Source organism: Escherichia sp. B1147 (genome assembly GCF_001660175.1).
Taxonomy (GTDB): Bacteria; Pseudomonadota; Gammaproteobacteria; order Enterobacterales; family Enterobacteriaceae; genus Escherichia; species Escherichia whittamii.
In genome coordinates, this window is the sequence record NZ_LFHY01000007.1 from 116,768 (window position 1) to 143,469 (window position 26,702).

The following is a 26,702-nucleotide window of genomic DNA, read 5'->3' on the forward strand; positions in this document are numbered from 1 at the left end:
TATTTTTCAAAATTATCTTGATATTGCAACACTCTCCATTAGGTGAGTTGATACAACATATCGCAAACTGAATTATCAAGGATTGATAATGACACTCTATCAGATTAAACCGCTTTTTCAGTCGCTGTTAAGACCAACGATGTTTTGGCTTCACAAGCACCATTTCACAGCAAATCACATCACTCTTGCTGCTTTGGCGCTTTCTCTTATTACCGGTTTGCTATTGATTTTAGTACCGCAACCCATCGTGTTTCTGCTATTACCCATCGTGCTTTTTGTTCGTATGGCGTTCAATGCGCTGGATGGCATGTTGGCGCGAGAGTATAACCAGGTAACACATCTTGGCGCGATATTAAATGAAATTGGCGATGTTATTTCTGATATGGCTCTCTATTCCCCATTTTTATTTTTACCTTACAGTAACACGCCACTCGTGATGTTGATGTTATTTGGGGCTGTTTTGACTGAGTTCTGCGGTTTACTGGCACAGACAATTAGTGGTATCCGCAGTTATGCCGGGCCATTAGGTAAAAGTGATCGCGCATTGTTTTTTGGTCTTTGGGGTATTGTTATTGCTATTCATCCACAGTGGATGCAATGGAATAATATTTTATGGGGTGTTGCGGTAATTCTTATTTTCTGGACTGCAATTAATCGTTGTAGAAGCGTGTTTCCCCCTGGAGCAAAAAAATAATGCTCGAAAAATCGCTGGTAATAATATTTTTACTGTTAATTTTAGCAACTTTGATAAACTGTTATCTGGATTGGCGTTTACCAGAGAGAAAAGGGGATGAAGTCACATTACGTATTCGTAGTTGGTGGGGCATCGTCATTTGTTTTTCACTGGCAATATCAGGCCCGCGTTGGATTACGTTGACTTTTTTTGCACTACTGAGTTTCTGGGCGTTGAAAGAATATTTTACGCTTATCTCCGCGCAATACCCGAGTTGGTTATATCTAATCATCCCCCTTAACTATTTGCTTATAGGCTTTAATCGATTTGAGTTATTTCTACTATTTATACCACTGTCAAGCTTTCTTATATTGGCTACATGGCGGGCATTCTCCGGTGAAACAGCAGATTTTCTGAATTTCGTCAGTCACATCTTCATGGGTTGGATAATGACGATTTTTGCGCTGAGTCATGCAGCCTGGTTATTGATGTTGCCGTCCATAAATATTCAGGGGGGCGCGTTGCTGGTGTTATTTCTGCTGGCATTAACCGAGTCAAATGATATTGCGCAGTATTTATGGGGGAAATCCTACGGCAGGAGAAAAGTGGTACCCAACGTTAGTCCGGGGAAAACGCTGGAGGGCCTGGCAGGAGGCGTAATCACCACCATGATGATAGCGCTGATCACTGGACCATTACTGACACCGTTAAATGCACCGCAGGCATTATTGGCGGGTTTGTTAATTGGTCTTAGTGGCTTTTGCGGCGATGTGGTGATGTCAGCTATCAAGCGTGATATCGGGGTTAAAGACAGTGGCACACTATTACCAGGACATGGCGGACTCCTTGACAGGATTGACTCATTAATTTTCACCGCCCCGGTATTTTTTTATTTTATTCGCTACTGCTGTTACTGAAGGAAAATAGAGAAAATGGAAAATTCACGCATCCCTGGGGAACATTTTTTTACCACCAGTGATAATACCGTATTGTTTTATCGCCACTGGCCCGCCATACAGTCAGGGGTGAAAAAAGTCATCGTCTTATTTCATCGCGGGCATGAACATTCTGGTCGATTGCAACATATTGTTGATGAACTGGCGATGCCAGATACTGCTTTTTATGCATGGGATGCCCGAGGGCATGGAAAAACTTCGGGGCCGCGTGGTTATAGCCCATCACTTACACGGTCAGTGCAGGATGTCGATGAATTTGTCCGTTTTGCTGCCAGCGATAGCCAGGCCGGACTGGAAGATGTTGTCGTTATCGCGCAAAGCGTCGGCGCAGTGTTGGCTGCTACATGGGCGCATGATTATGCACCAGGCATTCGCGGGTTGGTGCTGGCTTCTCCGGCCTTTAAAGTAAAATTGTATGTACCATTTGCGCGCCCGGGACTGGCGCTATTGCATCGTCTGCGTGGCCTGTTTTTTATTAATTCCTATGTGAAAGGGCGCTATTTGACCCACGATCGGGAACGGGTGGCGAGTTTCAATAATGACCCGCTGATTACACGGGCGATTGCCGTCAATATTTTGCTCGATCTCTATAAAACGTCTGAACGTATTGTTAGCGATGCGATGGCGATTACGCTTCCCACGCAACTTCTGATATCGGGCGACGACTATGTTGTGCATCGCCAACCGCAAATTGATTTTTATCAGCGATTACGTAGCCCTATGAAAGAGCTGCATCTGCTACCGGGTTTTTATCACGACACGTTGGGTGAAGAGAACAGGGCGCAGGCATTTGAAAAAATGCAAAGCTTTATTAGTCGATTATATGCTAACAAGTCGCAAAGATTTGATTATCAGCATGAAGATCGCTTAGGGCCATCGGCGGATAGATGGCGGCTGCTTTCAGGTGGTCAGGTACCATTATCGCCAGTTGATATGGCGTATCGCTTTATGCGTAAGGCGATGAAATTGTTCGGGGCGCAATCTGCGGGCCTGCATCTTGGAATGAACACTGGTTTTGATTCTGGCAGCACGCTGGATTATGTCTATCAAAATAAACCGCAAGGCAGTAACGCATTTGGGCGCTTAATCGACAAAATATACCTGAACAGTATCGGCTGGCGTGGTATTCGCCAGCGCAAAACCCATTTACAAATGCTGATTAAACAGGCCGTTGCCGATCTCAACGCCAAAGGTTTACCTGTCCGCGTGATTGATATTGCAGCAGGGCATGGACGCTATGTACTGGATGCGCTGGAGAACGAGTCTGCTGTAAGCGATATTTTGTTGCGTGATTACAGTGAGTTAAATGTTGCACAAGGGCAAGAGATGATTGCCCTACGGGGGATGTCTGGGCGCGCGCGTTTTGAACAAGGCGATGCGTTTAACCCGACAGAACTCAGCGCGTTAACTCCGCGGCCTACATTGGCGATTGTATCTGGCCTCTATGAGCTTTTTCCCGAAAATGCGCAGGTGAAAAACTCACTCGCTGGTCTGACGAATGCCATCGAACCGGGCGGTATTCTCATCTATACCGGGCAGCCCTGGCATCCACAACTGGAAATGATAGCCGGAGTGTTAACCAGTCATAAAGATGGCAAGCCGTGGGTCATGCGCGTGCGTTCGCAAGGGGAGATGGATTCGCTAGTGCGTGATGCCGGATTTGATAAATGTACACAACGGATCGATGAGTGGGGGATCTTTACGGTTTCGATGGCGGTGCGTCGTGACAGCTGAAGGCCGGAGCGTATTGCGACAAGGAGCCGGCTGAGTATTGTTGCTGGCCCCGTTTTTCTTCTTCATTCATAGTTAACCGCGTAGGCGACCATAACCGCCATGATATCGGCAGTCAGGTAGTTTGCGTCTAAGCGGGTAAGTGTGGACTGCACGATTTAGCAGAGCAGCCCACATTACTATCTGTCAGTCCGATTATGCAGCAACTATGCTATCAATTGTCGCTTTTGCATCTGCCTGCGCTTTTGCTGCCATTTCCGGACCGTACGCGATCCCTTCAGCGAAGACAAATTTCACATCAGTAATGCCGATAAAGCCCAGGAACGTGGACAGATATGGCGTCACCAGATCCGTTGGTCCATCTTTATGGATCCCGCCACGGCTGGTAATAACAATGGCTTTTTTACCCGTGACCAGACCTTCAGGGCCGTTCTCGGTGTAACGGAAAGTAACGCCTGCGCGCGCAACCAGGTCAAAATAGTTTTTCAGCTGAGTTGAGATGTTGAAGTTGTACATCGGTGCTGCAATAACGATGACATCATGAGCTTTCAGCTCGGCAATCAGTTCATCAGAAAGTGCCAGGGCTTCCTGCTGACGCGGGGTTAATGGCGCATCGCTCGGACGCAGAGCGCCAACCAGTTCACCATCCAGGACCGGGATCGGATTTGCCGCCAGGTCACGAACGGTGATTTCATCAGCGGAATGTTTTTCACGCCACTGTTCAACAAAATAATCGGACAACTGATTTGACTGAGAGTACCCTGCCAGGATGCTGGATTTAAGAACTAATACCTTGCTCATGGTGTTTCCTTATAGATGTTTGAATGGGCGATGCCCCGTTGCTTGTTGACACTTTATTCACAATCCTGCCACAGAGATAGCGCAATATATCGAAGCCTATGTTCGAATTTATTGAACAACACATAAAAAGCCGCGATGTGGTACTCTATATCTATCATTTAAAAGAACTTTAATCAGGCACTACGCTGCCCTCTAACGTTATGACAGAACAACAAAAATTGACTTTCAATGCCTTGCAGCAGCGACTTGATACGCTAATGCTGCGTGACAGACTGCGCTTTTCTCGCCGTCTGCACGGCGTGAAGAAGGTTAAAAATCCTGATGCACAACAGGCTATTTTCCAGGAGATGGCGAAAGAAATTGACCAGGCGGCAGGGAAAGTTCTGCTGCGTGAAGCGGCACGTCCGGACATTACTTATCCGGACAATTTACCGGTTAGCCAGAAAAAACAGGACATTCTCGAAGCAATTCGTGACCACCAGGTCGTTATCGTTGCCGGGGAAACGGGTTCCGGTAAAACCACACAGCTACCGAAAATCTGCATGGAGCTGGGACGCGGGATTAAAGGGCTGATTGGCCATACCCAGCCGCGTCGACTGGCAGCACGAACGGTGGCGAATCGTATTGCCGAAGAGCTGAAAACGGAGCCGGGCGGCTGTATCGGCTATAAAGTCCGTTTTAGCGATCACGTTAGCGATAACACGATGGTCAAGCTGATGACTGACGGGATTCTGCTGGCAGAAATCCAGCAAGATCGCCTGTTGATGCAATACGACACCATCATCATCGACGAAGCGCATGAACGTAGCCTGAACATTGATTTTCTGCTCGGCTACCTGAAAGAGCTGCTGCCGCGTCGCCCGGACCTGAAAGTGATCATCACCTCGGCGACCATCGATCCGGAACGTTTTTCACGCCATTTTAATAATGCGCCGATCATCGAAGTCTCCGGTCGGACTTATCCGGTAGAAGTTCGTTATCGTCCGATTGTTGAAGAAGCGGATGACACCGAACGTGACCAGTTGCAGGCGATTTTCGATGCCGTGGACGAATTAAGCCAGGAAAGCCCGGGTGACATTCTGATCTTTATGAGTGGCGAACGGGAAATTCGCGATACCGCCGATGCGCTGAACAAGCTGAACTTACGCCATACGGAAATTCTGCCGCTTTATGCGCGACTGTCTAACAGCGAACAGAACCGCGTGTTCCAGTCGCACAGTGGACGGCGAATTGTGCTGGCGACCAACGTCGCGGAAACCTCGCTGACCGTGCCGGGTATTAAATACGTTATCGATCCCGGCACGGCGCGTATCAGCCGCTACAGCTATCGTACTAAAGTGCAGCGTTTGCCGATTGAGCCGATTTCGCAGGCTTCAGCTAATCAGCGTAAAGGTCGCTGCGGACGTGTGTCCGAAGGGATCTGTATTCGTCTCTATTCGGAAGACGATTTCCTCTCGCGCCCGGAGTTTACCGACCCGGAAATTCTGCGTACTAACCTGGCATCGGTTATTTTGCAGATGACCGCGCTGGGGCTGGGCGATATTGCCGCGTTCCCGTTTGTTGAAGCGCCGGATAAACGCAATATTCAGGATGGTGTTCGTCTGCTCGAAGAGCTGGGAGCCATCACCACGGATGAACAGGCCAGCGCCTATAAACTAACGCCGCTTGGTCGCCAGTTATCACAACTACCCGTTGACCCACGTCTGGCTCGTATGGTGCTGGAAGCGCAGAAACACGGTTGCGTGCGTGAGGCGATGATTATCACTTCCGCGCTCTCTATTCAGGACCCGCGCGAGCGGCCAATGGACAAGCAGCAGGCATCGGATGAAAAACATCGTCGCTTCCATGATAAGGAGTCCGATTTCCTCGCGTTTGTGAATCTGTGGAATTATCTCGGCGAACAACAAAAAGCGCTCTCTTCGAACGCCTTCCGTCGACTGTGTCGCACCGATTACCTCAACTATCTGCGTGTACGCGAATGGCAGGACATCTATACCCAGTTGCGTCAGGTGGTGAAAGAACTCGGCATTCCGGTTAACAGCGAACCGGCAGAGTATCGTGAAATTCATATCGCGTTGCTGACCGGATTGCTTTCGCATATCGGGATGAAAGATGCCGATAAACAGGAATATACCGGCGCACGTAACGCGCGTTTCTCCATCTTCCCTGGTTCCGGTTTATTCAAAAAACCGCCGAAATGGGTGATGGTAGCGGAGTTGGTAGAAACCAGCCGCCTGTGGGGGCGTATTGCCGCGCGCATCGATCCGGAATGGGTGGAGCCCGTCGCCCAGCACCTGCTCAAACGTACCTACAGTGAACCGCACTGGGAACGGGCGCAGGGCGCAGTCATGGCGACGGAAAAAGTCACCGTCTATGGCCTGCCGATTGTTGCCGCGCGTAAGGTTAACTACAGCCAGATTGATCCGGCGTTGTGCCGCGAACTCTTTATCCGGCATGCGCTGGTGGAAGGAGACTGGCAGACGCGTCACGCTTTCTTCCGTGAGAATCTTAAACTGCGCGCGGAAGTGGAAGAACTGGAACACAAAACGCGTCGTCGCGATATTCTGGTTGATGACGAAACGTTGTTTGAGTTTTACGACCAGCGCATCAGCCACGATGTGATCTCCGCACGTCACTTCGACAGCTGGTGGAAAAAAGTCAGCCGCGATACGCCTGATTTGCTCAACTTTGAAAAGAGCATGTTGATTAAAGAGGGCGCAGAAAAGATCAGCAAGCTGGATTATCCGAACTTCTGGCATCAGGGCAATCTCAAGCTGCGTTTAAGTTATCAGTTTGAGCCGGGAGCGGATGCTGACGGCGTGACCGTGCATATTCCGCTGCCGTTACTTAACCAGGTTGAGGAGAGCGGGTTTGAATGGCAGATCCCAGGCCTGCGCCGTGAGCTGGTTATTGCACTGATAAAATCGTTGCCGAAACCGGTACGCCGTAATTTTGTACCTGCGCCAAACTACGCCGAAGCGTTTTTAGGCCGCGTCACGCCGCTGGAACTGCCGTTGCTCGACAGCCTTGAGCGCGAACTGAGGCGGATGACTGGCGTCACCGTTGACCGCGAAGACTGGCATTGGGATCAGGTGCCCGATCACCTGAAAATCACCTTCCGTGTAGTGGATGACAAAAACAAGAAGCTAAAAGAAGGGCGCTCATTACAGGATCTGAAAGATGCGCTGAAAGGCAAAGTACAGGAAACGTTGTCTGCAGTGGCCGATGACGGCATTGAGCAGAGTGGCCTGCATATCTGGAGCTTTGGTAAACTGCCGGAAAGCTACGAGCAGAAACGTGGCAACTACAAAGTCAAGGCGTGGCCTGCTCTGGTGGATGAACGCGACAGCGTGGCGATCAAACTGTTTGATAACCCGCTCGAACAGAAGCAAGCGATGTGGAATGGTCTTCGCCGTTTACTGCTGCTGAATATTCCATCGCCCATCAAGTATTTGCATGAGAAGTTGCCAAACAAAGCCAAGCTGGGGCTGTACTTTAACCCGTATGGTAAAGTTCTGGAGCTGATCGACGATTGTATCTCCTGTGGCGTGGATAAACTGATTGACGCCAACGGTGGTCCGGTCTGGACCGAAGAAGGTTTTGCTGCGTTGCATGAAAAAGTGCGGGCAGAACTGAACGACACGGTGGTGGATATTGCGAAGCAGGTCGAACAAATCCTCACGGGGGTGTTCAATATCAACAAACGGCTGAAAGGGCGTGTTGATATGACGATGGCGTTGGGACTCTCGGACATTAAAGCGCAGATGAGCGGGCTGGTGTATCGCGGCTTTGTCACCGGGAATGGCTTCAAACGTCTGGGCGACACGCTGCGTTATTTGCAGGCGATTGAAAAACGCCTGGAGAAACTGGCGGTTGATCCGCATCGTGATCGCGCTCAGATGCTGAAAGTTGAAAACGTTCAACAGGCATGGCAGCAATGGATCAACAAACTGCCGCCAGCACGTCGTGAGGATGAAGACGTAAAAGAGATCCGTTGGATGATAGAAGAGCTGCGCGTCAGTTATTTCGCCCAACAACTCGGTACACCGTATCCGATATCAGATAAGCGTATTTTGCAGGCGATGGAGCAAATTAGCTGATAACGCTGCTATCTGGTTGATAAATCTAAACCCGGTCAGTTCAAAGCTGCCGGGTTTTTTCTTTATGAATTCCGAAAAAGCCCCCGTGCAATAGGGTAAGCCCGGAGATAAGTGTAACCTTTTTGCGTGCAGATACATCAATCAGGGTGGGGCGGTAGCACGCCATGTGCCGATGGGATAAGCCGTGGAGCAGGGCGCAATTCTAAATGAAAAGGAGATCCAGGATGGTCGTTTATTCAACAGAATATCAACAAGTTATGCGGCTGTATCAACATGATGACGAAGAAATACTGGTGCTATTTAGCGATACTGGCGGAGATGCCGGGCGAATTAAAGACGCTCGCCTGCGGACGGCGAGCGCTGACTTTATTGCGTATAAAAATCTTGCTACCGGTGAAATTAGTAAGATGCGAAAAGCAGCCATGGACAGAAACTACCTGGCGTCAGTCCTTGCGGGGTGCGGGCTTTCGTAATCTTACCCTGGTGCTGGGAATATTAAAGATGCAATGATTTTGTATAAGAAGGGTAAATATAAAATAATGATTAATTTATTCTTTTTTTTGAAATTCTCATTCAGGAAGTTGTGAATCATAGACAATGAATACTACCCCTTATGAAGGTGAGAATTTCCTTTTTTATGAAGAAAAAATCCGTTGGCGAATGAGTCGACAAATTTCAAGTGCGAACACAATATTTTATGAGAACCAAAAACAGAGTATTCAGAAAATTTTAGAAAGATATACAAAACGTACGCCCAATCTTGTTTTTTGGGAAAATGAATACAGATGGGCAATTGTTAATGCTCAGGAAGTGGTGAGTAAATTTGATGGGCATCTCTACTGCATCTATCTTAAATAATTAACCATGAGTGTTTATCACTGTCACAGAAAATCAAGCGTATTTATATCAATGAGCTGAAACGTATTATTGATTACTCATGGTACTTAAACACACTCGCACCATTTTTGCAGCAAGTTAATGTGTCTGCTATCGAGTGCAGCATAATATATTGAGGGCTGTCGATATGAATGAATATTATATAAATATCACACCAACTTCGTTATCGTTTAAAAACGCTGACCTGTCTGGATTAAGCTATAAGAATGCCAGGCTTGAAATCACGCTGATATGCCCGGCGATCAAGTCAGATATCAAAATATCCTTTGACTGGATACATTCATTTCGCGTCACTGATGAAGGTGACCTTTTAGATATGTTGGGAGTACACGGTATTAATCAAACGGGGATCTATCGGGTAGTCAATTCATCTTACCTGGCATGGTTTATTGAGCAAAGTTGTGGGATCCATGAAAATAAAATGATCGAGCATTATGTGATTGCAGCATCTAATGATGTCGTTGATGTTTTATCTACGCTTTCTCCGCATATACAGTATGAGTAAACTTAATAGCAACCTGGTAAAGGGGCGGTTGAAAAAATTCGAGTTCTTCCTTTCAGAGTGCTCCGCTTCTCATTATTATCTCACGCAGTATTCTTAAGGAAATGAGAAGGAGGGACCATGAATATTAACCCGTTTCCGACGCTTTCAGCGTCAACCATTGATGCTATAAACGTTATCGGTCGATGGCTGGCGCAGGATGATTTCTCCGGTGAAGCTCCGTATCAGGCCGATTGCGTAATACTTGCAGGCAATGCTGTCATTCCCACTATCGATGCCGCTTGTAAAATTGCAAGAGATCAGCAAATTCCATTAATGATCAGTGGTGGTATAGGTCACTCGACAACTTTTTTGTATAGCGCTGTCGCACAGCATCCGCATTACAACACCATTCGCACTACGGGCAGATCAGAGGCTACCATCCTTGCGGATATCGCCCATCAGTTCTGGCATATTCCACGTGAAAAAATCTGGATTGAAGATCAGTCAACTAACTGTGGAGAAAATGCCCGTTTCAGTATCGCATTATTGGATCAGTTAGCAGAGCGAGTCCACACAACGATCGTCGTCCAGGATCCCACTATGCAACGCCGAACCATGGCGACGTTTCGTCGTATTACAGGAGATAACCCTGATGCACCTCGCTGGCTAAGTTATCCGGGATTCGTTCCACTGTTGGAAAATGATGCAGGCAGTGTGACGTTTGCTAATCCGCTGACAGGACTATGGCCAGTTGAACGATATTTGTCCCTACTTACTGGCGAGCTGCCACGCTTGCGCGATGACAGCGATGGCTATGGGCCACGTGGACGCGATTTTATCGTTCACGTTGATTTCCCGCCAGAAGTTACGCAGGCATGGCAGATATTACAGCATGACGCTGTGCTTATTGAGGCAATGGAGAGTCGCTCACTGCGCTAATAATTGCCCGTTTGTGAACACATGCTTGCAAACGGGTAATAATCTCATCTTTTTCTTCCTCTCTTTATTCCCGTCGCATCTCTTTTTATGAAGCCTTTCACAAAATTGCACATCTACGATGCCTTCTCTGCTGTGATTGATGTTAATTAACATGCGAATTACAAAATATAAACACATCAATCACAGGAGTAGCTCATGTCTGTACCCGTTCAACATCCTATGTATATCGATGGACAGTTTGTCACTTGGCGCGGCGACGCATGGATTGATGTGATTAACCCCGCAACAGAGGCAGTGATTTCGCGTATTCCTGATGGTCAGGCTGAAGATGCTCGCAAAGCTATCGACGCAGCAGAGCGTGCGCAGCCAGAATGGGAAGCATTACCCGCGATCGAACGAGCTAACTGGTTACGGAAAATCTCTGCGGGGATCCGCGAACGGGCCAGTGAAATTAGCTCATTGATCGTCGAGGAAGGTGGCAAAATTCAACAGCTGGCCGAAGTCGAAGTCGCTTTTACTGCTGACTATATCGATTACATGGCGGAATGGGCTCGTCGCTATGAGGGCGAGATTATTCAAAGTGATCGTCCCGGGGAAAACATCCTGCTGTTTAAACGTGCGTTGGGCGTAACGACCGGTATCCTACCGTGGAATTTCCCGTTTTTCCTTATTGCCCGCAAAATGGCGCCTGCACTTGTTACAGGCAATACCATTGTTATTAAACCCAGTGAATTTACGCCAAACAATGCGATCGCATTTGCTAAAATCGTCGACGAAATTGGCCTGCCGCGTGGCGTGTTTAACCTTGTATTAGGGCGCGGTGAAACGGTTGGTCAGGAACTGGCGGGGAACCCGAAGGTCGCAATGGTCAGTATGACAGGCAGCGTCGCTGCCGGAGAAAAAATCATGGCGACCGCGGCGAAAAATATCACCAAAGTGTGTCTGGAGCTGGGGGGCAAAGCCCCTGCTATCGTCATGGATGACGCCGATCTTGAATTGGCAGTTAAAGCCATTGTTGATTCACGCGTGATAAATACCGGACAGGTGTGCAACTGTGCGGAACGTGTCTATGTGCAGAAAGGTATTTACGATCGCTTTGTTAATCGACTGGGTGAGGCAATGCAGGCAGTTCAATTTGGTAACCCCGCCGAACGTAACGACATTGCCATGGGGCCGCTGATTAACGCTGCGGCTCTGGAAAGGGTGAAACAAAAGGTGGCGCGGGCAGTAGAAGAGGGCGCGAGAATCGCGTTGGGCGGTAAGGCTGTAGAAGGGAAAGGATATTATTATCCGCCAACGTTGCTGTTGGATGTCCGCCAGGAAATGTCCATTATGCACGAAGAAACCTTTGGGCCAGTGCTGCCGGTAGTCGCTTTTGACACGCTGGAACACGCTATCTCCATGGCCAACGACAGCGATTATGGCCTGACGTCATCGATATATACCGAGAATCTTAACGTGGCGATGAAAGCCATCAAAGGACTCAAGTTTGGCGAAACCTACATCAACCGAGAAAACTTCGAAGCTATGCAAGGTTTCCATGCTGGATGGCGTAAGTCGGGTATTGGCGGCGCAGATGGCAAACATGGTTTGCATGAGTATCTGCAGACTCAGGTGGTCTATTTACAGTCGTAATGTATGAAAGAGGCGGAGGTTTTTCCTCCGCCTGTGCTGGTCACAGTTTGGCGAATTTTTCCAGGGTACGAATGAGTTGAGTGACAAAACCATACTCGTTATCGTACCAGGCGACGGTCTTCACCAGTTGTAAATCGCCCACGGCGGTGATTTCCGTCTGGGTAGCGTCAAACACCGAACCAAAATGGCTGCCAATGATATCGGAAGAGACAATTTCTTCGTCGGTATAACCAAATGACTCGTTATTGGTCGTGGCTTTTTTAAGTGCGTTATTCACCTCTTCAGCAGTCACTTTTTCCCCCAGGATAGACACCAGCTCGGTCACTGAACCTGTTTTTACTGGCACGCGTTGCGCATGGCCTTTAAGTTTGCCGCTAAGTTCCGGGATCACCAGGCCAATGGCTTTTGCCGCACCGGTAGTGTGGGGGATGATATTTTCCGCCGCCGCCCGCGATGCGCGTAAATCTTTACCACGCGGACCGTCCACCAGAGACTGGGTGCCAGTATAGGCATGAATCGTTGTCATTGTGCCAACTTCTATCCCGAAACTGTCATGCAATGCTTTGGCCATCGGCGCAAGGCAGTTGGTTGTGCATGACGCCACAGAAACAATGGTGTCGTTGCCATCCAGAGTGTCATCATTGACGTTATAAACGATGGTTTTCATTTCTCCTGCCGGAGCGGAAATCAACACCTTCTTCGCGCCAGCGTCCAGATGCGCCTGGGATTTTTCTGCGGAAGTATAAAAACCGGTGCATTCAATGACAATTTCAGCACCTTTTACTTTCCAGGGGATATTTTTTGCTTCTTTTTCGGCGTAAACCGCAATACTTTTTCCATCAACAATAAGTGAATCCTCTGTGAAATCGACGCTCCAGGGGAAAGGACCGTAGTTTGAATCGTGCTTTAGCAGGTAGGCGAGAATTTTCGGAGATGTAAGATCATTAATGGCGACAACGTCAATGTTACTTTTAATCTCAAGTAGCCGACGTAATACCAGCCGGCCGATACGACCAAAACCGTTAATGCCAACTTTGCTCATGGTTTTCTCCTGTCAAGAACTTGTGGGTAAAAATGAGTCCTTTCCAGGCTTAGACCAGGATGACGGGATGGGCAATCTACATTTTTGCCGTGAAACATAACGTACTGAAAACGGGTGAACAATATTTAATGAAATTTTAAGAAAAGCTCGTTATGTTAACGGAAAATTGTGTTAAAGCAGGAAATGTTATGGGAATTAGATATTCAAGGTTACAAATTGGCATTCACTGGCTGGTCTTTTTGCTGGTTATCGCAGCCTATTGTGCAATGGAGTTTCGTGGTTTTTTCCCGCGTAGCGATCGACCGGTGATCAACATGATCCACGTTTCATGTGGCATCTCAATTCTCGTGCTGATGGTGGTTCGTCTGTTACTCAGATTGAAATACCCAACGCCGCCTATTGTACCGAAACCCAGGCCCATGATGACGGGACTCGCTCATTTGGGACATTTGGTGATCTATCTCCTGTTTATTGTGTTGCCAGTGGTTGGTTTGGTGATGATGTATAACCGGGGTAATCCGTGGTTTGCGTTTGGTGTGACGATGCCTTACGCGTCAGAGGCCAATTTTGACCTGGTGGACAGATTAAAGTGGTGGCATGAAACGTTAGCGAATCTTGGATATTTCGTTATCGGGCTTCATGCGGCGGCCGCTCTGGCACACCACTATTTATGGAAAGACAACACGCTTTTGCGCATGATGCCGCGCAAGCGCTCCTGAGGGTATTAGAAGAAAGCGCCTGTACTAAACCAGACCCGTGGTACAGGCGAAGAATACGGGCCTACATCGGAAGCGCCTATTATATTTATTTGTATGACAAATAAAACCATAATCCGAATTTATATGTTTAGTTGATTGATATTTAATCAAAATATCTTCTGTTAAGATTGAAATTCAATTTCCCCAATCATTGATCTCCCTAAGTGAAATAAAAACCGCACAGCGTATAACTTTTATACCGAACATAAGATTCGGCAAACCATGGAGGTTGTATGAAAAAGTTGCTATTTATTTTACTGATGGGATTACTGATGTCTTTTTATGTTGATGCCGGGCGCAAACCCTGTTCTGGTGCGAAAGGGGGGATCTCTCACTGTACAACTGGCGGCAAATTTGTCTGTAACGATGGTTCTATCAGCGCATCGAAAAAAACATGCACTAACTAAAAGGGGCGCCATGAGAAAATGAACTCGTCAACCAGATGCGCGGGGAGAGTTCCCCGCGCAGGCCCTTACCTGGACTGACAGGCCATGAGAGCCGCCACCTCCTTATCACCGTCCCGGAATCGCAGTTCGTAGAGCGTTTGTCGGGTCAGGAGGGTGAATGCCAGAATCGTGATACAGATAATGAGCAGACACACCACCAGGGGATTTCGCTTCATAGCCTTTCTCCTTGCCGGATGGCAGGTAAGAGGCTAACATCTGAATTGTTGGGTTCATTCGTTGGCCTCGGTTGATAGAAATATCGGTCGGGGCCTTCGTCTTTCTGATTCCCGGTAAGCCTGAAAACAGAAAGTCTCAGGCGCCCGCAAACATCCTATGTAATTACCCTTATCAACGAAATAATCACTTCACGAAATTGCGTGACGGATTCCGGTAAATCGTTATCAGAGAACACTCGCTGCAAGACTTAATGCGAGTGAGCTTCCAGTTGAGGCATGAATAAGGGGCGCCATGAGAAAATGAACTCGTCAACCAGATGCGCGGGGAGAGTTCCCCGCGCAGGCCCTTACCTGGACTGACAGGCCATGAGAGCCGCCACCTCCTTATCACCGTCCCGGAATCGCAGTTCGTAGAGCGTTTGTCGGGTCAGGAGGGTGAATGCCAGAATCGTGATACAGATAATGAGCAGACACGCCACCAGGGGGTTGCGTTTCATAGCCTTTCTCCTTGCCGGATGGCAGGTAAGAGGCTAACATCTGAATTGCTGGCTTCATTCGTTGGCCTAGGTTGATAGAAATATCGGTCGGGGCCTTCGTCTTTCTGATTCCCGGTAAGCCTGAAAACAGAAAGTCTCAGGCGCCCGCAAACATCCTATGTAATTACCCTTATCAACGAAATAATCACTTCACGAAATTGTGTGGCGGCTTCCGGTAAATCGTTATCAGAGAACACTTGCAAGACTTAATGCGAGTGAGCTTCCAGTTGAGGCATGAATAAGGGGCGCCATGAGAAAATGAACTCGTCAACCAGATGCGCGGGGAGAGTTCCCCGCGCAGGCCCTTACCTGGACTGACAGGCCATGAGAGCCGCCACCTCCTTATCACCGTCCCGGAATCGCAGTTCGTAGAGCGTTTGCCGGGTCAGGAGGGTGAATGCCAGAATCGTGATACAGATAATGAGCAGACACACTACCAGGGGATTTCGCTTCATAGCCTTTCTCCTTGCCGGATGGCAGGTAAGAGGCTAACATCTGAATTGCTAGGTTCATTCGTTGGCCTCGGTTGATAGAAATATCGGTCGGGGCCTTCGTCTTTCTGATTCCCGGTAAGCCTGAAAACAGAAAGTCTCAGGCGCCCGCAAGTATCCTATGCAATTACCCTTATCAACGAAATAATCACTTCACGAAATTGCGTGGCATTTTCCAGAATTTTTCGTAATACGCCTTACAAGGTATAACTACTTGTAAGTCTCTTCATTCCGACGGTAATAAATAATTGTTGTAAAAATGTGATATGAGCAGGTTTTTGGCTGTAAGCAATTACCATCGATTGCCGATGACTCTCTATCGGGAGTAAACCAGGAAGAGAGACAACGGTCATGAATACAACATCCGCACACCGCTTAGGCTTTTTACATCACATCAGGCTGGTTCCGTTATTTGCCTGCATTCTTGGCGGCATCCTGTTTCTGTTTGCATTGAGTTCATCCCTGGCAGGGTATTTTCTCTGGCAGGCAGACCGCGATCAGCGCGATGTCAGCGACGAGATCCAGATACGCACGGGTTTAGCAAACAGCTCTGATTTATTGCGTTCAGCTCGGATCAATATGATTCAGGCCGGGGCAGCGAGTCGTATCGCTGAAATGGAAGAGATGAAGCGAAATATTGCGCAAGCGGAATTGCAAATAAAGCGATCGCAACAAGGCTATAACGTTTACCGTACTCGCATGGTGAAAACTCCCGCTGACGATGCGCTGGACGGCGAATTAAATCAGCGATTCCAGGCTTATATTTCCGGCCTGCAACCCATGTTGAAATATGCCAAAAATGGCATGTTTGAAGCCATTATCAATCATGAAAGTGAGCAGATCAGAACGCTTGATAACGCCTATAACCAGCAGTTAAGCAAAGCCATTGAGATACGTAGCGCCAGAGCAAACCAGCTTGCGGAACTGGCGCATCAGCGTACTCGTCAGGGAGGGATGTTTATGATTGGCGCATTTTTACTTGCGCTGGTCATGACGCTGATAACCTTTATGGTGTTACGCCGGATTGTCATTCGTCCTCTGCAACATGCGGCCCAACGGATTGAAAAAATAGCCAGTGGCGATCTGACTTCAGTTGACGAACCCACTGGCCGCAGTGAAATTGGCCGCTTAAGTCGCCATCTACAGCAAATGCAGCATTCGCTGGCGCTGACGGTGGGAGCTGTCCGCCAGGGGGCTGAAGCAATCTATCGTGGCACCAGTGAGATTTCTGCTGGTAATGATGACCTTTCTTCGCGCACCGAAGAACAAGCGGCGGCAATTGAACAAACCGCCGCCAGCATGGAGCAACTCACCGCAACAGTGAAGCAAAATTCTGATAACGCACATCATGCCAGCAAACTGGCGCAAGAGGCCTCAATTAAAGCCGGTGCTGGCGGACAAACAGTTTCCGGTGTAGTGCGGACAATGGGGAATATCTCCAGTAGCTCGAAGAAAATTTCTGAAATCACGGCTGTTATCAACAGTATTGCCTTCCAGACCAATATCCTGGCGCTCAACGCCGCCGTTGAAGCCGCACGAGCCGGTGAGCAAGGACGCGGATTTGCCGTTGTCGCCAGCGAAGTGCGTACACTTGCAAGCCGCAGCGCCCAAGCGGCGAAAGAGATTGAAGGCTTGATCAGTGAGTCCGTCAGGTTAATTGGACAGGGGGCCGATGAAGTGGCAACGGCAGGGAAAACCATGAGCGCTATTGTTGATGCCGTGGCGAGCGTCACGCATATCATGCAAGAAATAGCCGCTGCATCGGATGAACAAAGCAGAGGTATCACACAGGTTAGCCAGGCGATTTCTGAAATGGATAAAGTGACGCAGCAGAACGCTTCTCTGGTGGAAGAGGCTTCAGCTGCGGCGGTGTCTCTTGAAGAACAGGCGGCGCGGTTAACTGAAGCCGTAGATGTGTTCCGTCTGAAGAAACGCGCTGTGCTGGCAGAACAACGCGGTGTTGGTGATCCAGTGGATTTGGCAACGGTGTGATAATGCTAAAAAAGGGATCGCAAGATCCCTTTTTTTTTCAGAACGGCATTGATTTTCGAATGGCGTTAATCATCAACTGGCAACCGGAAGAGAGTGTTGCATCTACGCGGGTCAGTATTCCAATAGGTTCGCCTGCTCCATGCCCCGGAACAGGCAGGGCCACCAGCGTGGCATGACGCAGGTCGTCTTTCACAGCGCCAGAGGGAACAAACCACACATAGTCGTATTCAACCGTAAGCTGACGTGAAAGCGATGCAGACAACGTTTCAATACAGCCTGAAGGGATTTTACATCCCTGACTTTTTACTAGCGCCTCTGAATGCTGCCGTGGCGCGGTGCCTTCTGGTGATACGACAACAGGCCATTCCAGTACCCGACTTAACGTTACGTTCTCCTGAAGCAGAGGATGATTAGGCCGAACAACTAACTTCAGTGATTCGAGAAACAGCAGTTCGTAATTAAGTCCGGTCATCAGTTCAGGATCTGACATCCGACCAACACCAATATCGATTTCACCTGCTTTTAATCCCGCCAGGATCATCGTGTTACTCATGGTGGCAACTTGCAGTGTGGTTTCTTTTTGTTGCTGATGAAACTGACCTATAACAGAAGGTAATATCCCCAGCGCCGCGGTAGGTAGCGCGCCCACTCTGACGACATCCTTGTTAAAGCCTTCTTTACGATTAAATGACTGTCCTGCGGTATTGATGGCGTCAAGAACTCTGACTGCGTGAGTTAAAAATTGCTCGCCAGGTAAGGTAAGCTGCGCGCCTTGACGTCCACGGTCGAACAGGCGAGCTCCCGTCAATTGCTCCAGCTCATTCAATGTCTTAGACAGTGCCGGTTGACTCAGGTTAAGGGTTTCAGCCGCGCGCCCCAAAGTTCCTTGTTGTGCGACAGCTACGAATGTATGAAGGTGGCGCAAACGGATGCGCTGACTAAACAGACTATTTTTTTCCATAAGCGATGTTAAAAACGAAGCAGTGCCGCTGACAAGTGATGTTGTTTGATTATGATAACTTGATTGCAAAATATTATTAACATTTAAAGTAATTATGTTACATCAATATCGATAATATTGATGATTTCGCGGCGAGATCACAGTTTGTAAATTCTTCCCACCAGAATGAATGCGGTTACCTACACTCCAGATTATTGACCACTGGGGGTAGACATCATGGCGAACAGCATCACAGCGGATGAGATTCGGGAACAGTTTTCGCAGGCAATGTCAGCCATGTATCAACAAGAAGTTCCACAGTACGGTACGTTGCTGGAATTGGTCGCTGACGTGAATCTGGCTGTGCTGGAAAATAACCCCCAACTGCATGAAAAAATGGTGAATGCGGATGAGCTGGCGAGGCTTAACGTTGAACGTCATGGGGCGATACGTGTGGGAACCGCGCAGGAACTTGCCACATTAAGGCGGATATTCGCCATTATGGGAATGTATCCGGTGAGTTATTACGATCTCTCGCAGGCCGGCGTGCCGGTACATTCTACGGCATTTCGGCCCATCAATGATGCCTCGCTTACGCGTAATCCTTTCCGCGTTTTTACCTCATTGCTCCGTCTTGAACTTATCGAAAACAAAACATTGCGCCATAAGGCGGCGGAAATTTTACGCCAGCGCGATATCTTTACCCCACGTTGTCGGCAACTGTTAGATGAACATGATCGAGAGGGCGGTTTTAGCGAAGCGCAGGCGCGGGAGTTTGTGCAGGAAGCCCTGGAGACATTTCGCTGGCATCAGTCAGCAACGGTAGATGAAGAAACCTATCACGCATTACATAACGAGCATCGGCTGATCGCTGATGTAGTCTGCTTTCCGGGCTGTCATATCAACCACCTGACGCCACGCACGCTGGACATTGATCGGGTGCAGTCGATGATGCCGGAATGCGGTATTGAGCCAAAAATTCTCATCGAAGGGCCGCCGCGCCGCGAGGTGCCGATTTTATTGCGTCAGACCAGCTTTAAGGCTCTGGAGGAAACGGTTCTGTTTGTGGGGCAACAGCAGGGGAGACATTCCGCGCGATTTGGTGAGATAGAGCAGCGCGGAGTGGCGTTAACGCCGAAAGGGCGGCAACTGTATGATGAACTTCTGCGTAATGCCGGAACCGGACAGGATAATCTCACTCATCAACTGCATTTGCAGGAAACCTTTCGCGCTTTCCCGGACAGCGAATTTTTGATGCGCCAGCAAGGGCTGGCATGGTTCCGTTATCGACTGACACCATCGGGTGAAGCGCATCGTCAGGCGATTCATCCAGGGGACGATCCACAGCCCTTAATTGAACGCGGTTGGGTAGTGGCACAGCCCATTACCTATGAAGATTTCTTGCCCGTTAGTGCGGCGGGGATCTTCCAGTCAAATCTGGGTAATGAAACGCAGTCACGCAGTCACGGTAATGCCAGCCGCGAAGCCTTCGAACAAGCGTTGGGCTGCCCGGTTTTTGATGAGTTCCAGCTTTATCAGGAAGCGGAAGAACGCAGTAAACGCCGCTGTGGTTTGCTTTAAAATAGGACCATCCTGCTTTGCAAAAATTTGCCTGATTTTACAAACGAATCAGGCTCATCCCATCGACATAAAAAAATTGCCGATTTATGCATATTCTCTGAGTTCAGCAATTGGATTATTAATAAATATTGTCTAGAGTGAGCGGTCATAAATAAGCACTTTCTTGCCGCTGAAAAAGACCAGCGCGGGACCATTCACAACACCAGAAGGACTCACTTTCAGGTATGGATCGTAGACGATTTATTAAAGGTTCAATGGCTATGGCCGCCGTGTGCGGTACCAGCGGCATTGCTTCTCTTTTTTCTCAGGCGGCATTCGCGGCAGATTCTGATATTGCCGATGGGCAAACTCAGCGTTTTGACTTCTCCATTTTACAGTCAATGGCGCACGACTTAGCGCAAACAGCGTGGCGTGGTGCGCCGCGTCCGTTGCCTGACACACTGGCGACAATGACCCCGCAGGCTTATAACAGCATTCAATACGACGCCGAAAAATCGCTCTGGCATAACGTTGAGAACCGCCAGCTGGACGCTCAATTCTTCCATATGGGGATGGGATTCCGCCGCCGCGTTCGTATGTTCTCGGTTGATCCTGCAACACATCTGGCGCGTGAAATTCACTTTCGTCCAGAATTGTTCAAATACAATGATGCGGGTGTTGATACCAAACAATTAGAAGGGCAAAGCGATCTCGGTTTTGCTGGCTTCCGAGTATTTAAAGCACCGGAACTGGCTCGCCGCGATGTGGTATCGTTCCTCGGTGCAAGCTATTTCCGCGCCGTTGATGACACGTATCAATACGGTTTATCGGCCCGTGGTTTGGCAATTGATACTTATACCGACAGCAAAGAAGAGTTCCCCGACTTTACCGCCTTCTGGTTTGATACCGTAAAACCAGGTGCTACCACTTTTACCGTTTATGCCTTACTCGATAGCGCCAGCATTACCGGTGCTTACAAGTTCACCATCCAGTGTGAAAAGAGTCAGGTGATTATGGATGTTGAAAATCATCTGTATGCGCGTAAAGACATCAAGCAATTAGGCATTGCGCCGATGACCAGCATGTTTAGCTGCGGCACTAACGAACGTCGTATGTGCGATACTATTCATCCGCAAATCCATGATTCCGACCGTCTTTCCATGTGGCGGGGCAATGGTGAGTGGATCTGCCGTCCGCTAAATAATCCCCAGAAATTGCAGTTCAATGCCTACACTGACAATAACCCGAAAGGCTTTGGTTTGTTGCAACTGGATCGTGATTTCTCCCATTATCAAGACATCATGGGCTGGTACAACAAACGACCAAGTTTGTGGGTGGAACCGCGTAATAAATGGGGTAAAGGCACCATTGGTCTGATGGAAATCCCAACAACGGGTGAAACGCTGGATAACATTGTCTGCTTCTGGCAGCCAGAAAAAGCAGTAAAAGCAGGTGATGAGCTTGCATTCCAGTATCGTCTGTACTGGAGCGTACATCCCCCCGTTCAATGTCCATTGGCTCGTGTTATGGCGACGCGTACCGGCATGGGAGGTTTTCCGGAAGGTTGGGCGCCGGGTGAGCATTATCCAGAAAAATGGGCGCGTCGTTTTGCTGTAGATTTTGTTGGTGGTGACCTGAAAGCGGCTGCACCTAAGGGGATTGAACCTGTTATTACGCTCTCCAGCGGTGAAGCGAAGCAAATCGAAATTCTCTACATTGAACCGATCGATGGTTACCGTATTCAGTTTGACTGGTATCCGACTTCGGACTCTACTGATCCGGTTGATATGCGGATGTATCTCCGCTGTCAGGGCGATGCCATCAGTGAAACATGGCTGTATCAGTATTTCCCACCAGCACCTGATAAGCGCAAATACGTTGACGATCGCGAGATGAATTGATTCGTCATTTTTTTCGGCACCTTCTCATGGAAGGTGCCGTCTGGTGAAACACGATCCCGCTCGCATTTTTCCCCAAGCTATCTGAGTAATCTGATGATGTGTATTTCATGTACACTTTGTCAGCCACTAACAGGGAGTGCGTATGTTTCCAGAATACCGAGATTTGATATCCCGCCTGAAAAACGAAAATCCTCGCTTTATGTCCTTGTTCGATAAGCACAACAAACTTGATCATGAGATTGCCAGAATGGAAGGATCTGATGGTCGTGGATACAATGCGGAGGTGGTCCGCATGAAAAAACAGAAGCTCCAGTTGAAAGATGAGATGCTCAAAATCCTGCAACAGGAGAGCGTCAAAGAGGTGTAAACTTCCTTAAGCCGCCTTGCAGGCGGCTTTTTAAATCGCCGCGCAGATTGACCGAAATTGACATGACCGAGACGATAAAAGTTAGTGACTCAATTGAATTACGTGCCGTTGAAGAAAATCACATCACGCCGCTCCATCACTTGATCTGTAAAAATAAAAGCTGGTTGCAGAATTCGCTAAACTGGCCACAGTCTGTTAATACCGAAGATGACACGCGGAAAACGGTGCAGGGTAATATGATGTTGCATCAGCGTGGATATGCCAAAATGTTCATGATCTTTAGTGAAGATGAACTTGTTGGCGTCCTGTCTTTTAACCGCATTGAACCGCTGAACAAAACCGCAGAAATCGGTTACTGGCTGGATGAATCCCATCAGGGGCAGGGGATTATTTCGCAAGCTTTGCAGGCACTTATTCATCATTACGCAAAACGTGGAGAAATCAGACGCTTCGTCATTAAATGTCGGGTAGCGAACTTACAAAGCAATCAAGTAGCGCTGCGTAATGGCTTCACGCTTGAAGGATGTCTGAAACAGGCTGAATTTCTCAACGACACTTATGATGATGTAAATATATATGCGCGCATCATTGATTCACAATAGCCCTGCCAGAGGCGTTCTGGTTATGCGTTCTTCACCATTAATGACTTTTGGACCGCGTACATGAACAGTGTCGCCATCAAAGGCTTCAACGACGGCGTCATTGGTTATTTCGACATGGTTTTCAATCATCACCGCACCTGTAATGCGGCTGTTCCCCTGTATGGTGACGTGATTATCGAGTAAAACCGGTCCACCACGTACGAGTGCATGACCGCCCACCAGAACATGATGTTTTAACACACAATTGCCTTCCACCGAGGCATATTCCGCTACCTGCGAACTGTAATGAAGCGTGGGAATGGCATCTTCTTCTGTTCCGGCGATCACACGTGCGTGTCCGTAAACTTTCGCACAGTCACACAGCCAGACGTTGTTCTCTTCATTACCTTCAATATGGGCAGAGTCAAAAACTTCGGCGCGATGCTCAATGAACGCAAACTTCACAATGGCATCACCATATATTTGCGCCTGATGAACAATGCGCGAGGCGCTGACTCTTGCGCGATCATAAATTTGCAACAGAAGATGGTGGTCGGGCGTTAAACCTTGTGCAGCGACAATCATTGAATTCTGATCAATGCAGACGTGATCAGAAATTCTACAATTTCCGCATATTAATGAATCATGAATTGTGACGTTGTCACTTATCAGAGCGCCCTGACTGATTTTGCTATTATCGATCCACACGTTATCCGTAGCGTAAACATCGCCCCATAGCTCGCTGCTTCCGGTGATGCGTGTATTACCGGATATCACCGTTCCGGCAAACGCGATGGCATTCTGGTCATAGATCCAACAATTTCCGTCCTGGGCCAATACGGTTTCATTATCAATCCAGCCGCCAGGCGTTCCGGCTATTACGTCATTAAAATCAGCGACGGCAATAATCTGCCGCAATAAAACACTTTTTTTATCGCTATCTTCCTGATAACTAAAAGCTCGTTGTTCTTCACTAAGACGATATTTGCGCATAGCGTTTTCCTGCAGGTGACCTACTATAACCGTAGCAAATTCTGTGACTCTGGCTATGTTTAGCAAATTTCCATAAAATGCATTTCAAATATACTTTATAAATTAAACAAAATGAGTAAGAAGATGCAGAGCGATAAAGTGCTCAATTTACCGGCAGGCTACTTTGGCATTGTGTTGGGGACGATAGGGATGGGATTTGCCTGGCGCTATGCCAGTCAGGTTTGGCAGGTCAGTCACTGGTTGGGCGATGGGCTAGTGATTCTGGCGATGATCATTTGGGGATTACTGACTACGGCATTTATTACCCGACTGGTACGCTTTCCTCACAGCGTGCTGGCGGAAGTACGCCATCCGGTGATGAGTAGTTTTGTTAGTTTATTTCCGGCAACAACGATGCTGGTGGCAATTGGTTTTGTCCCCTGGTTTCGCCCGCTGGCGGTGGGCTTGTTCAGTATTGGTGTGGTGGTACAACTGGCTTATGCCGCCTGGCAAACAGCCGGTTTATGGCGTGGTTCCCATCCTGAGGAAGCTACGACACCCGGACTTTATTTACCGACTGTTGCCAACAACTTCATCAGCGCAATGGCCTGTGGCGCATTGGGTTACACCGATGCCGGTCTGGTATTTTTAGGGGCTGGTGTTTTCTCCTGGTTAAGTCTTGAGCCGGTGATCCTTCAGCGTCTGCGCAGCTCGGGAGAATTACCCACGGCACTGCGTACATCGCTGGGTATTCAGCTTGCACCTGCACTGGTGGCATGTAGCGCCTGGTTGAGCGTCAATGGTGGCGAGGGCGACACGCTGGCGAAAATGCTTTTTGGTTATGGTCTGCTGCAACTTCTTTTTATGTTACGTCTGATGCCGTGGTATCTCTCCCAGCCGTTTAATGCCTCATTCTGGAGTTTCTCGTTTGGCGTTTCCGCACTGGCAACTACCGGGTTGCATTTAGGGAGCGGTAACGACAATGGTTTTTTCCATACCCTGGCGGTGCCGCTATTTATTTTTACCAATTTTATTATCGCATTACTGCTCATCCGTACTTTCGCGCTTCTGATGCAGGGAAAATTGTTAATCAGAACAGAGCGCGCCGTTTTAATGAAAGCTGAGGACAAAGAATGATCATTCGTGATGAAAACTACTTCACTGATAAATATGAATTAACCCGCACACACTCTGAAGTTCTGGAAGCGGTGAAAGTGGTTAAGCCGGGTAAAACGCTGGATCTGGGCTGTGGTAATGGCCGTAACAGCCTTTATCTGGCTGCCAATGGTTATGATGTCGACGCATGGGATAAAAATGCCATGAGCATTGCCAACGTCGAGCGCATCAAATCCATTGAAAAACTGGAAAATTTACGCACCCAGGTTGTTGATCTGAATAACCTGACGTTTGATGGACAATACGATTTTATTCTTTCTACCGTGGTGCTCATGTTCCTGGAGGCTAAAACCATTCCTGGGCTGATAGCCAATATGCAGCACTGCACCAAACCCGGTGGTTATAATCTGATTGTGGCAGCAATGGACACAGCAGATTTTCCATGTACCGTCGGCTTCCCCTTTGCCTTTAAAGAAGGGGAGTTACGTCGATATTACGAAGGCTGGGAGATGCTGAAATACAATGAAGACGTGGGTGAATTACACCGCACCGACGCCAACGGTAATCGCATTAAACTACGTTTCGCGACGATGCTGGCACGTAAAAAATAAGCTAGCAGGGCAAAGGCGCATGAAAATGCTCACGTTGAGATGTGTGACTGCTGTTTTTTTTCGGTAAGCATATTTTTTATCGATGTGATGTGAAATAAATCACAGTGGTTGAAGTTTTTTATCGGCTTAAATGCCTGAAATTTAACAACTGAAGATTGACTCAGCCCCCTTTTCGTCATTGACTATATTGTCAGAAAAGGGGCTGGAAAATTTATTTTCACCAACACTTTTTTTGCCACAACACGAAGCGGTGCTTTTTGCTATAACTTAAAAAGTAATATAATCATCTCAGGAAACTATTCATGCGTACCACATCAATTGCGAAAGTTGCGGCTTTATGCGGCTTGTTGGCTCTGTCAGGTTGTGCCTCTAAAATCACCCAGCCAGATAAATATTCTGGCTTTTTAAACAATTACTCCAACCTTCAAGAAACAACTTCAGCAACGGGTAAACCGGTATTACGCTGGGTTGATCCAAATTTTGATCAAAGCAAATATGACAGTATCGTCTGGAACCCAATCACCTATTATCCGGTGCCTAAACCGTCTACCCAGGTAGGGCAGAAAGTTCTGGATAGAATTTTGAGCTATACCAACACTGAAATGAAAGAAGCCATCTCACAGCGTAAACCACTGGTTACTACTGCTGGGCCTCGTAGTCTGATTTTCCGTGGTGCTATTACTGGTGTAGATACCAGCAAAGAAGGGCTGCAATTCTATGAAGTGGTTCCTGTTGCATTAGTGGTAGCGGGAACACAAATGGCAACCGGTCACCGTACTATGGATACCCGTCTGTACTTTGAAGGTGAACTGATTGATGCGGCTACCAACAAACCGGTTATCAAAGTGGTTCGTCAGGGCGAAGGTAAGGACCTGAACAACGAAAGCACACCAATGGCTTTCGAAAATATTAAGCAAGTTATTGATGACATGGCGACCGATGCCACCATGTTTGACGTGAACAAAAAGTAACGCCAGTCGCGCCATCGCAAGATGGC

General features: G+C 48.1%; 25 protein-coding genes and 2 pseudogenes. 20 read left to right on the forward strand and 7 right to left on the reverse strand.

What is annotated here, in order from left to right; translation table 11 throughout:
• The first annotated feature begins 88 nt into the window (after positions 1–88).
• Genes A9180_RS06930 through A9180_RS06940 form a run of 3 tightly spaced genes read left to right on the forward strand, consistent with a single transcriptional unit; the run spans position 89 to position 3,363 of the window.
• Positions 89–694: a CDP-alcohol phosphatidyltransferase family protein gene (locus A9180_RS06930; RefSeq protein ID WP_064527387.1), complete on the forward strand. Its 606-nt coding sequence runs from the start codon at positions 89–91 to the stop codon at positions 692–694.
• Positions 694–1,590: a phosphatidate cytidylyltransferase gene (locus A9180_RS06935; protein ID WP_064527389.1), complete on the forward strand. Its 897-nt coding sequence runs from the start codon at positions 694–696 to the stop codon at positions 1,588–1,590. Before A9180_RS06930 ends, A9180_RS06935 begins: the two co-directional genes overlap by 1 nt.
• A 15-nt stretch (positions 1,591–1,605) precedes the next feature.
• The gene (locus A9180_RS06940) at positions 1,606–3,363 is read left to right on the forward strand and encodes a bifunctional alpha/beta hydrolase/class I SAM-dependent methyltransferase (RefSeq protein ID WP_064527395.1); all 1,758 of its coding nucleotides are present in this window, start codon (positions 1,606–1,608) and stop codon (positions 3,361–3,363) included.
• 192 nt (positions 3,364–3,555) lie between these two features.
• Here A9180_RS06940 and azoR read toward each other — a convergent pair whose 3' ends face one another.
• Positions 3,556–4,161 carry an FMN-dependent NADH-azoreductase gene (azoR, locus tag A9180_RS06945; protein WP_064527396.1) on the reverse strand — a complete coding sequence of 202 codons (606 nt, stop codon included), beginning with the start codon at positions 4,159–4,161 and terminating at the stop codon, positions 3,556–3,558.
• A 200-nt stretch (positions 4,162–4,361) separates the two neighbouring features.
• Between azoR and hrpA the strand changes: the two genes are divergently transcribed.
• The 7 genes and pseudogenes from hrpA to aldA all read left to right on the forward strand — a co-directional run bounded on the left by hrpA (position 4,362) and on the right by aldA (position 12,216).
• Positions 4,362–8,261 (forward strand): ATP-dependent RNA helicase HrpA, encoded by a 3,900-nt coding sequence (gene hrpA / locus A9180_RS06950; protein WP_064527398.1) that lies wholly within the window; start codon positions 4,362–4,364, stop codon positions 8,259–8,261.
• A gap of 257 nt (positions 8,262–8,518) precedes the next feature.
• Positions 8,519–8,656, forward strand: a pseudogene (locus A9180_RS25000) (hypothetical protein); the annotation flags it as partial.
• A gap of 9 nt (positions 8,657–8,665) precedes the next feature.
• Positions 8,666–8,734 (forward strand): annotated as a pseudogene (locus tag A9180_RS24720) (hypothetical protein); the annotation flags it as partial.
• 124 nt (positions 8,735–8,858) lie between these two features.
• Entirely contained in the window at positions 8,859–9,119 is a 261-nt protein-coding gene (locus tag A9180_RS06960) for a hypothetical protein (RefSeq protein ID WP_074399469.1), read from the forward strand.
• A 166-nt stretch (positions 9,120–9,285) separates the two neighbouring features.
• Positions 9,286–9,663, forward strand: coding sequence for a hypothetical protein (locus A9180_RS06965; RefSeq protein ID WP_064527402.1), 378 nt, complete (start codon positions 9,286–9,288; stop codon positions 9,661–9,663).
• Between the two features lie 117 nt (positions 9,664–9,780).
• Positions 9,781–10,581 (forward strand): DUF218 domain-containing protein YdcF, encoded by an 801-nt coding sequence (gene ydcF, locus A9180_RS06970; RefSeq protein ID WP_064527409.1) that lies wholly within the window; start codon positions 9,781–9,783, stop codon positions 10,579–10,581.
• 195 nt (positions 10,582–10,776) lie between these two features.
• Positions 10,777–12,216, forward strand: coding sequence for an aldehyde dehydrogenase (gene aldA / locus A9180_RS06975; protein ID WP_064527412.1), 1,440 nt, complete (start codon positions 10,777–10,779; stop codon positions 12,214–12,216).
• A 40-nt stretch (positions 12,217–12,256) separates the two neighbouring features.
• Here the strand turns inward: aldA and gap are convergent, their stop codons facing one another.
• Positions 12,257–13,258 carry a type I glyceraldehyde-3-phosphate dehydrogenase gene (gene gap, locus A9180_RS06980; RefSeq protein WP_064527414.1) on the reverse strand — a complete coding sequence of 334 codons (1,002 nt, stop codon included), beginning with the start codon at positions 13,256–13,258 and terminating at the stop codon, positions 12,257–12,259.
• A 188-nt stretch (positions 13,259–13,446) separates the two neighbouring features.
• Here gap and cybB point away from each other — a divergent pair, with 188 nt between their 5' ends.
• Both cybB and A9180_RS06990 read left to right on the forward strand, forming a co-directional pair.
• Positions 13,447–13,977 (forward strand): cytochrome b561, encoded by a 531-nt coding sequence (gene cybB / locus A9180_RS06985; protein WP_064527416.1) that lies wholly within the window; start codon positions 13,447–13,449, stop codon positions 13,975–13,977.
• Positions 13,978–14,249: 272 nt separating this feature from the next.
• A complete protein-coding gene (locus A9180_RS06990; RefSeq protein ID WP_064527418.1) occupies positions 14,250–14,423 on the forward strand; it encodes a hypothetical protein in 174 nt (57 codons plus the stop codon).
• Positions 14,424–14,488: 65 nt separating this feature from the next.
• Here the strand turns inward: A9180_RS06990 and A9180_RS06995 are convergent, their stop codons facing one another.
• From A9180_RS06995 to A9180_RS07005, 3 genes are all read right to left on the reverse strand, one after another.
• Entirely contained in the window at positions 14,489–14,638 is a 150-nt protein-coding gene (locus tag A9180_RS06995) for a type I toxin-antitoxin system Hok family toxin (RefSeq protein ID WP_064527420.1), read from the reverse strand.
• 347 nt (positions 14,639–14,985) lie between these two features.
• Entirely contained in the window at positions 14,986–15,135 is a 150-nt protein-coding gene (locus A9180_RS07000; protein ID WP_064527421.1) for a type I toxin-antitoxin system Hok family toxin, read from the reverse strand.
• Between the two features lie 344 nt (positions 15,136–15,479).
• Entirely contained in the window at positions 15,480–15,629 is a 150-nt protein-coding gene (locus A9180_RS07005) for a type I toxin-antitoxin system Hok family toxin (RefSeq protein ID WP_064527420.1), read from the reverse strand.
• A gap of 387 nt (positions 15,630–16,016) precedes the next feature.
• Here A9180_RS07005 and A9180_RS07010 point away from each other — a divergent pair, with 387 nt between their 5' ends.
• Entirely contained in the window at positions 16,017–17,657 is a 1,641-nt protein-coding gene (locus A9180_RS07010) for a methyl-accepting chemotaxis protein (protein ID WP_064527424.1), read from the forward strand.
• Between the two features lie 37 nt (positions 17,658–17,694).
• Here the strand turns inward: A9180_RS07010 and A9180_RS07015 are convergent, their stop codons facing one another.
• Entirely contained in the window at positions 17,695–18,618 is a 924-nt protein-coding gene (locus A9180_RS07015) for a LysR substrate-binding domain-containing protein (protein WP_064527426.1), read from the reverse strand.
• Positions 18,619–18,834: 216 nt separating this feature from the next.
• On the opposite strand from A9180_RS07015, the gene A9180_RS07020 reads away from it, so the two are divergent.
• The 4 genes from A9180_RS07020 (at position 18,835) to rimL (ending at position 23,027) form a co-directional block, all read left to right on the forward strand.
• The gene (locus A9180_RS07020; protein ID WP_064527428.1) at positions 18,835–20,178 is read left to right on the forward strand and encodes a VOC family protein; all 1,344 of its coding nucleotides are present in this window, start codon (positions 18,835–18,837) and stop codon (positions 20,176–20,178) included.
• Positions 20,179–20,402: 224 nt separating this feature from the next.
• A complete protein-coding gene (gene opgD, locus A9180_RS07025; protein ID WP_064527430.1) occupies positions 20,403–22,058 on the forward strand; it encodes a glucan biosynthesis protein OpgD in 1,656 nt (551 codons plus the stop codon).
• Positions 22,059–22,200: 142 nt separating this feature from the next.
• Positions 22,201–22,425, forward strand: a complete 225-nt coding sequence (locus A9180_RS07035) for a YdcH family protein (protein ID WP_064527431.1) — start codon at positions 22,201–22,203, stop codon at positions 22,423–22,425.
• A gap of 62 nt (positions 22,426–22,487) precedes the next feature.
• On the forward strand, positions 22,488–23,027 hold the full coding sequence (rimL, locus tag A9180_RS07040) for a 50S ribosomal protein L7/L12-serine acetyltransferase (RefSeq protein WP_064527433.1): 540 nt from the start codon (positions 22,488–22,490) through the stop codon (positions 23,025–23,027).
• On the opposite strand, the gene ydcK is transcribed toward rimL, so the two are convergent.
• Positions 23,019–23,999 (reverse strand): YdcK family protein, encoded by a 981-nt coding sequence (gene ydcK, locus A9180_RS07045; RefSeq protein ID WP_064527435.1) that lies wholly within the window; start codon positions 23,997–23,999, stop codon positions 23,019–23,021. The two genes, rimL and ydcK, sit on opposite strands and share 9 nt — an antisense overlap.
• Before the next feature lie 123 nt (positions 24,000–24,122).
• Here ydcK and tehA point away from each other — a divergent pair, with 123 nt between their 5' ends.
• From tehA to A9180_RS07060, 3 genes are all read left to right on the forward strand, one after another.
• Complete coding sequence (gene tehA, locus A9180_RS07050) at positions 24,123–25,115, forward strand: dicarboxylate transporter/tellurite-resistance protein TehA (protein WP_074399471.1); 993 nt, start codon at positions 24,123–24,125, stop codon at positions 25,113–25,115.
• Positions 25,112–25,705: a tellurite resistance methyltransferase TehB gene (tehB, locus tag A9180_RS07055; RefSeq protein ID WP_064527439.1), complete on the forward strand. Its 594-nt coding sequence runs from the start codon at positions 25,112–25,114 to the stop codon at positions 25,703–25,705. The genes tehA and tehB overlap by 4 nt, the downstream gene beginning before the upstream one ends.
• Positions 25,706–26,007: 302 nt before the next feature.
• Positions 26,008–26,676 (forward strand): DUF3313 domain-containing protein, encoded by a 669-nt coding sequence (locus tag A9180_RS07060; RefSeq protein WP_064527441.1) that lies wholly within the window; start codon positions 26,008–26,010, stop codon positions 26,674–26,676.
• Positions 26,677–26,702 lie beyond the last annotated feature (26 nt).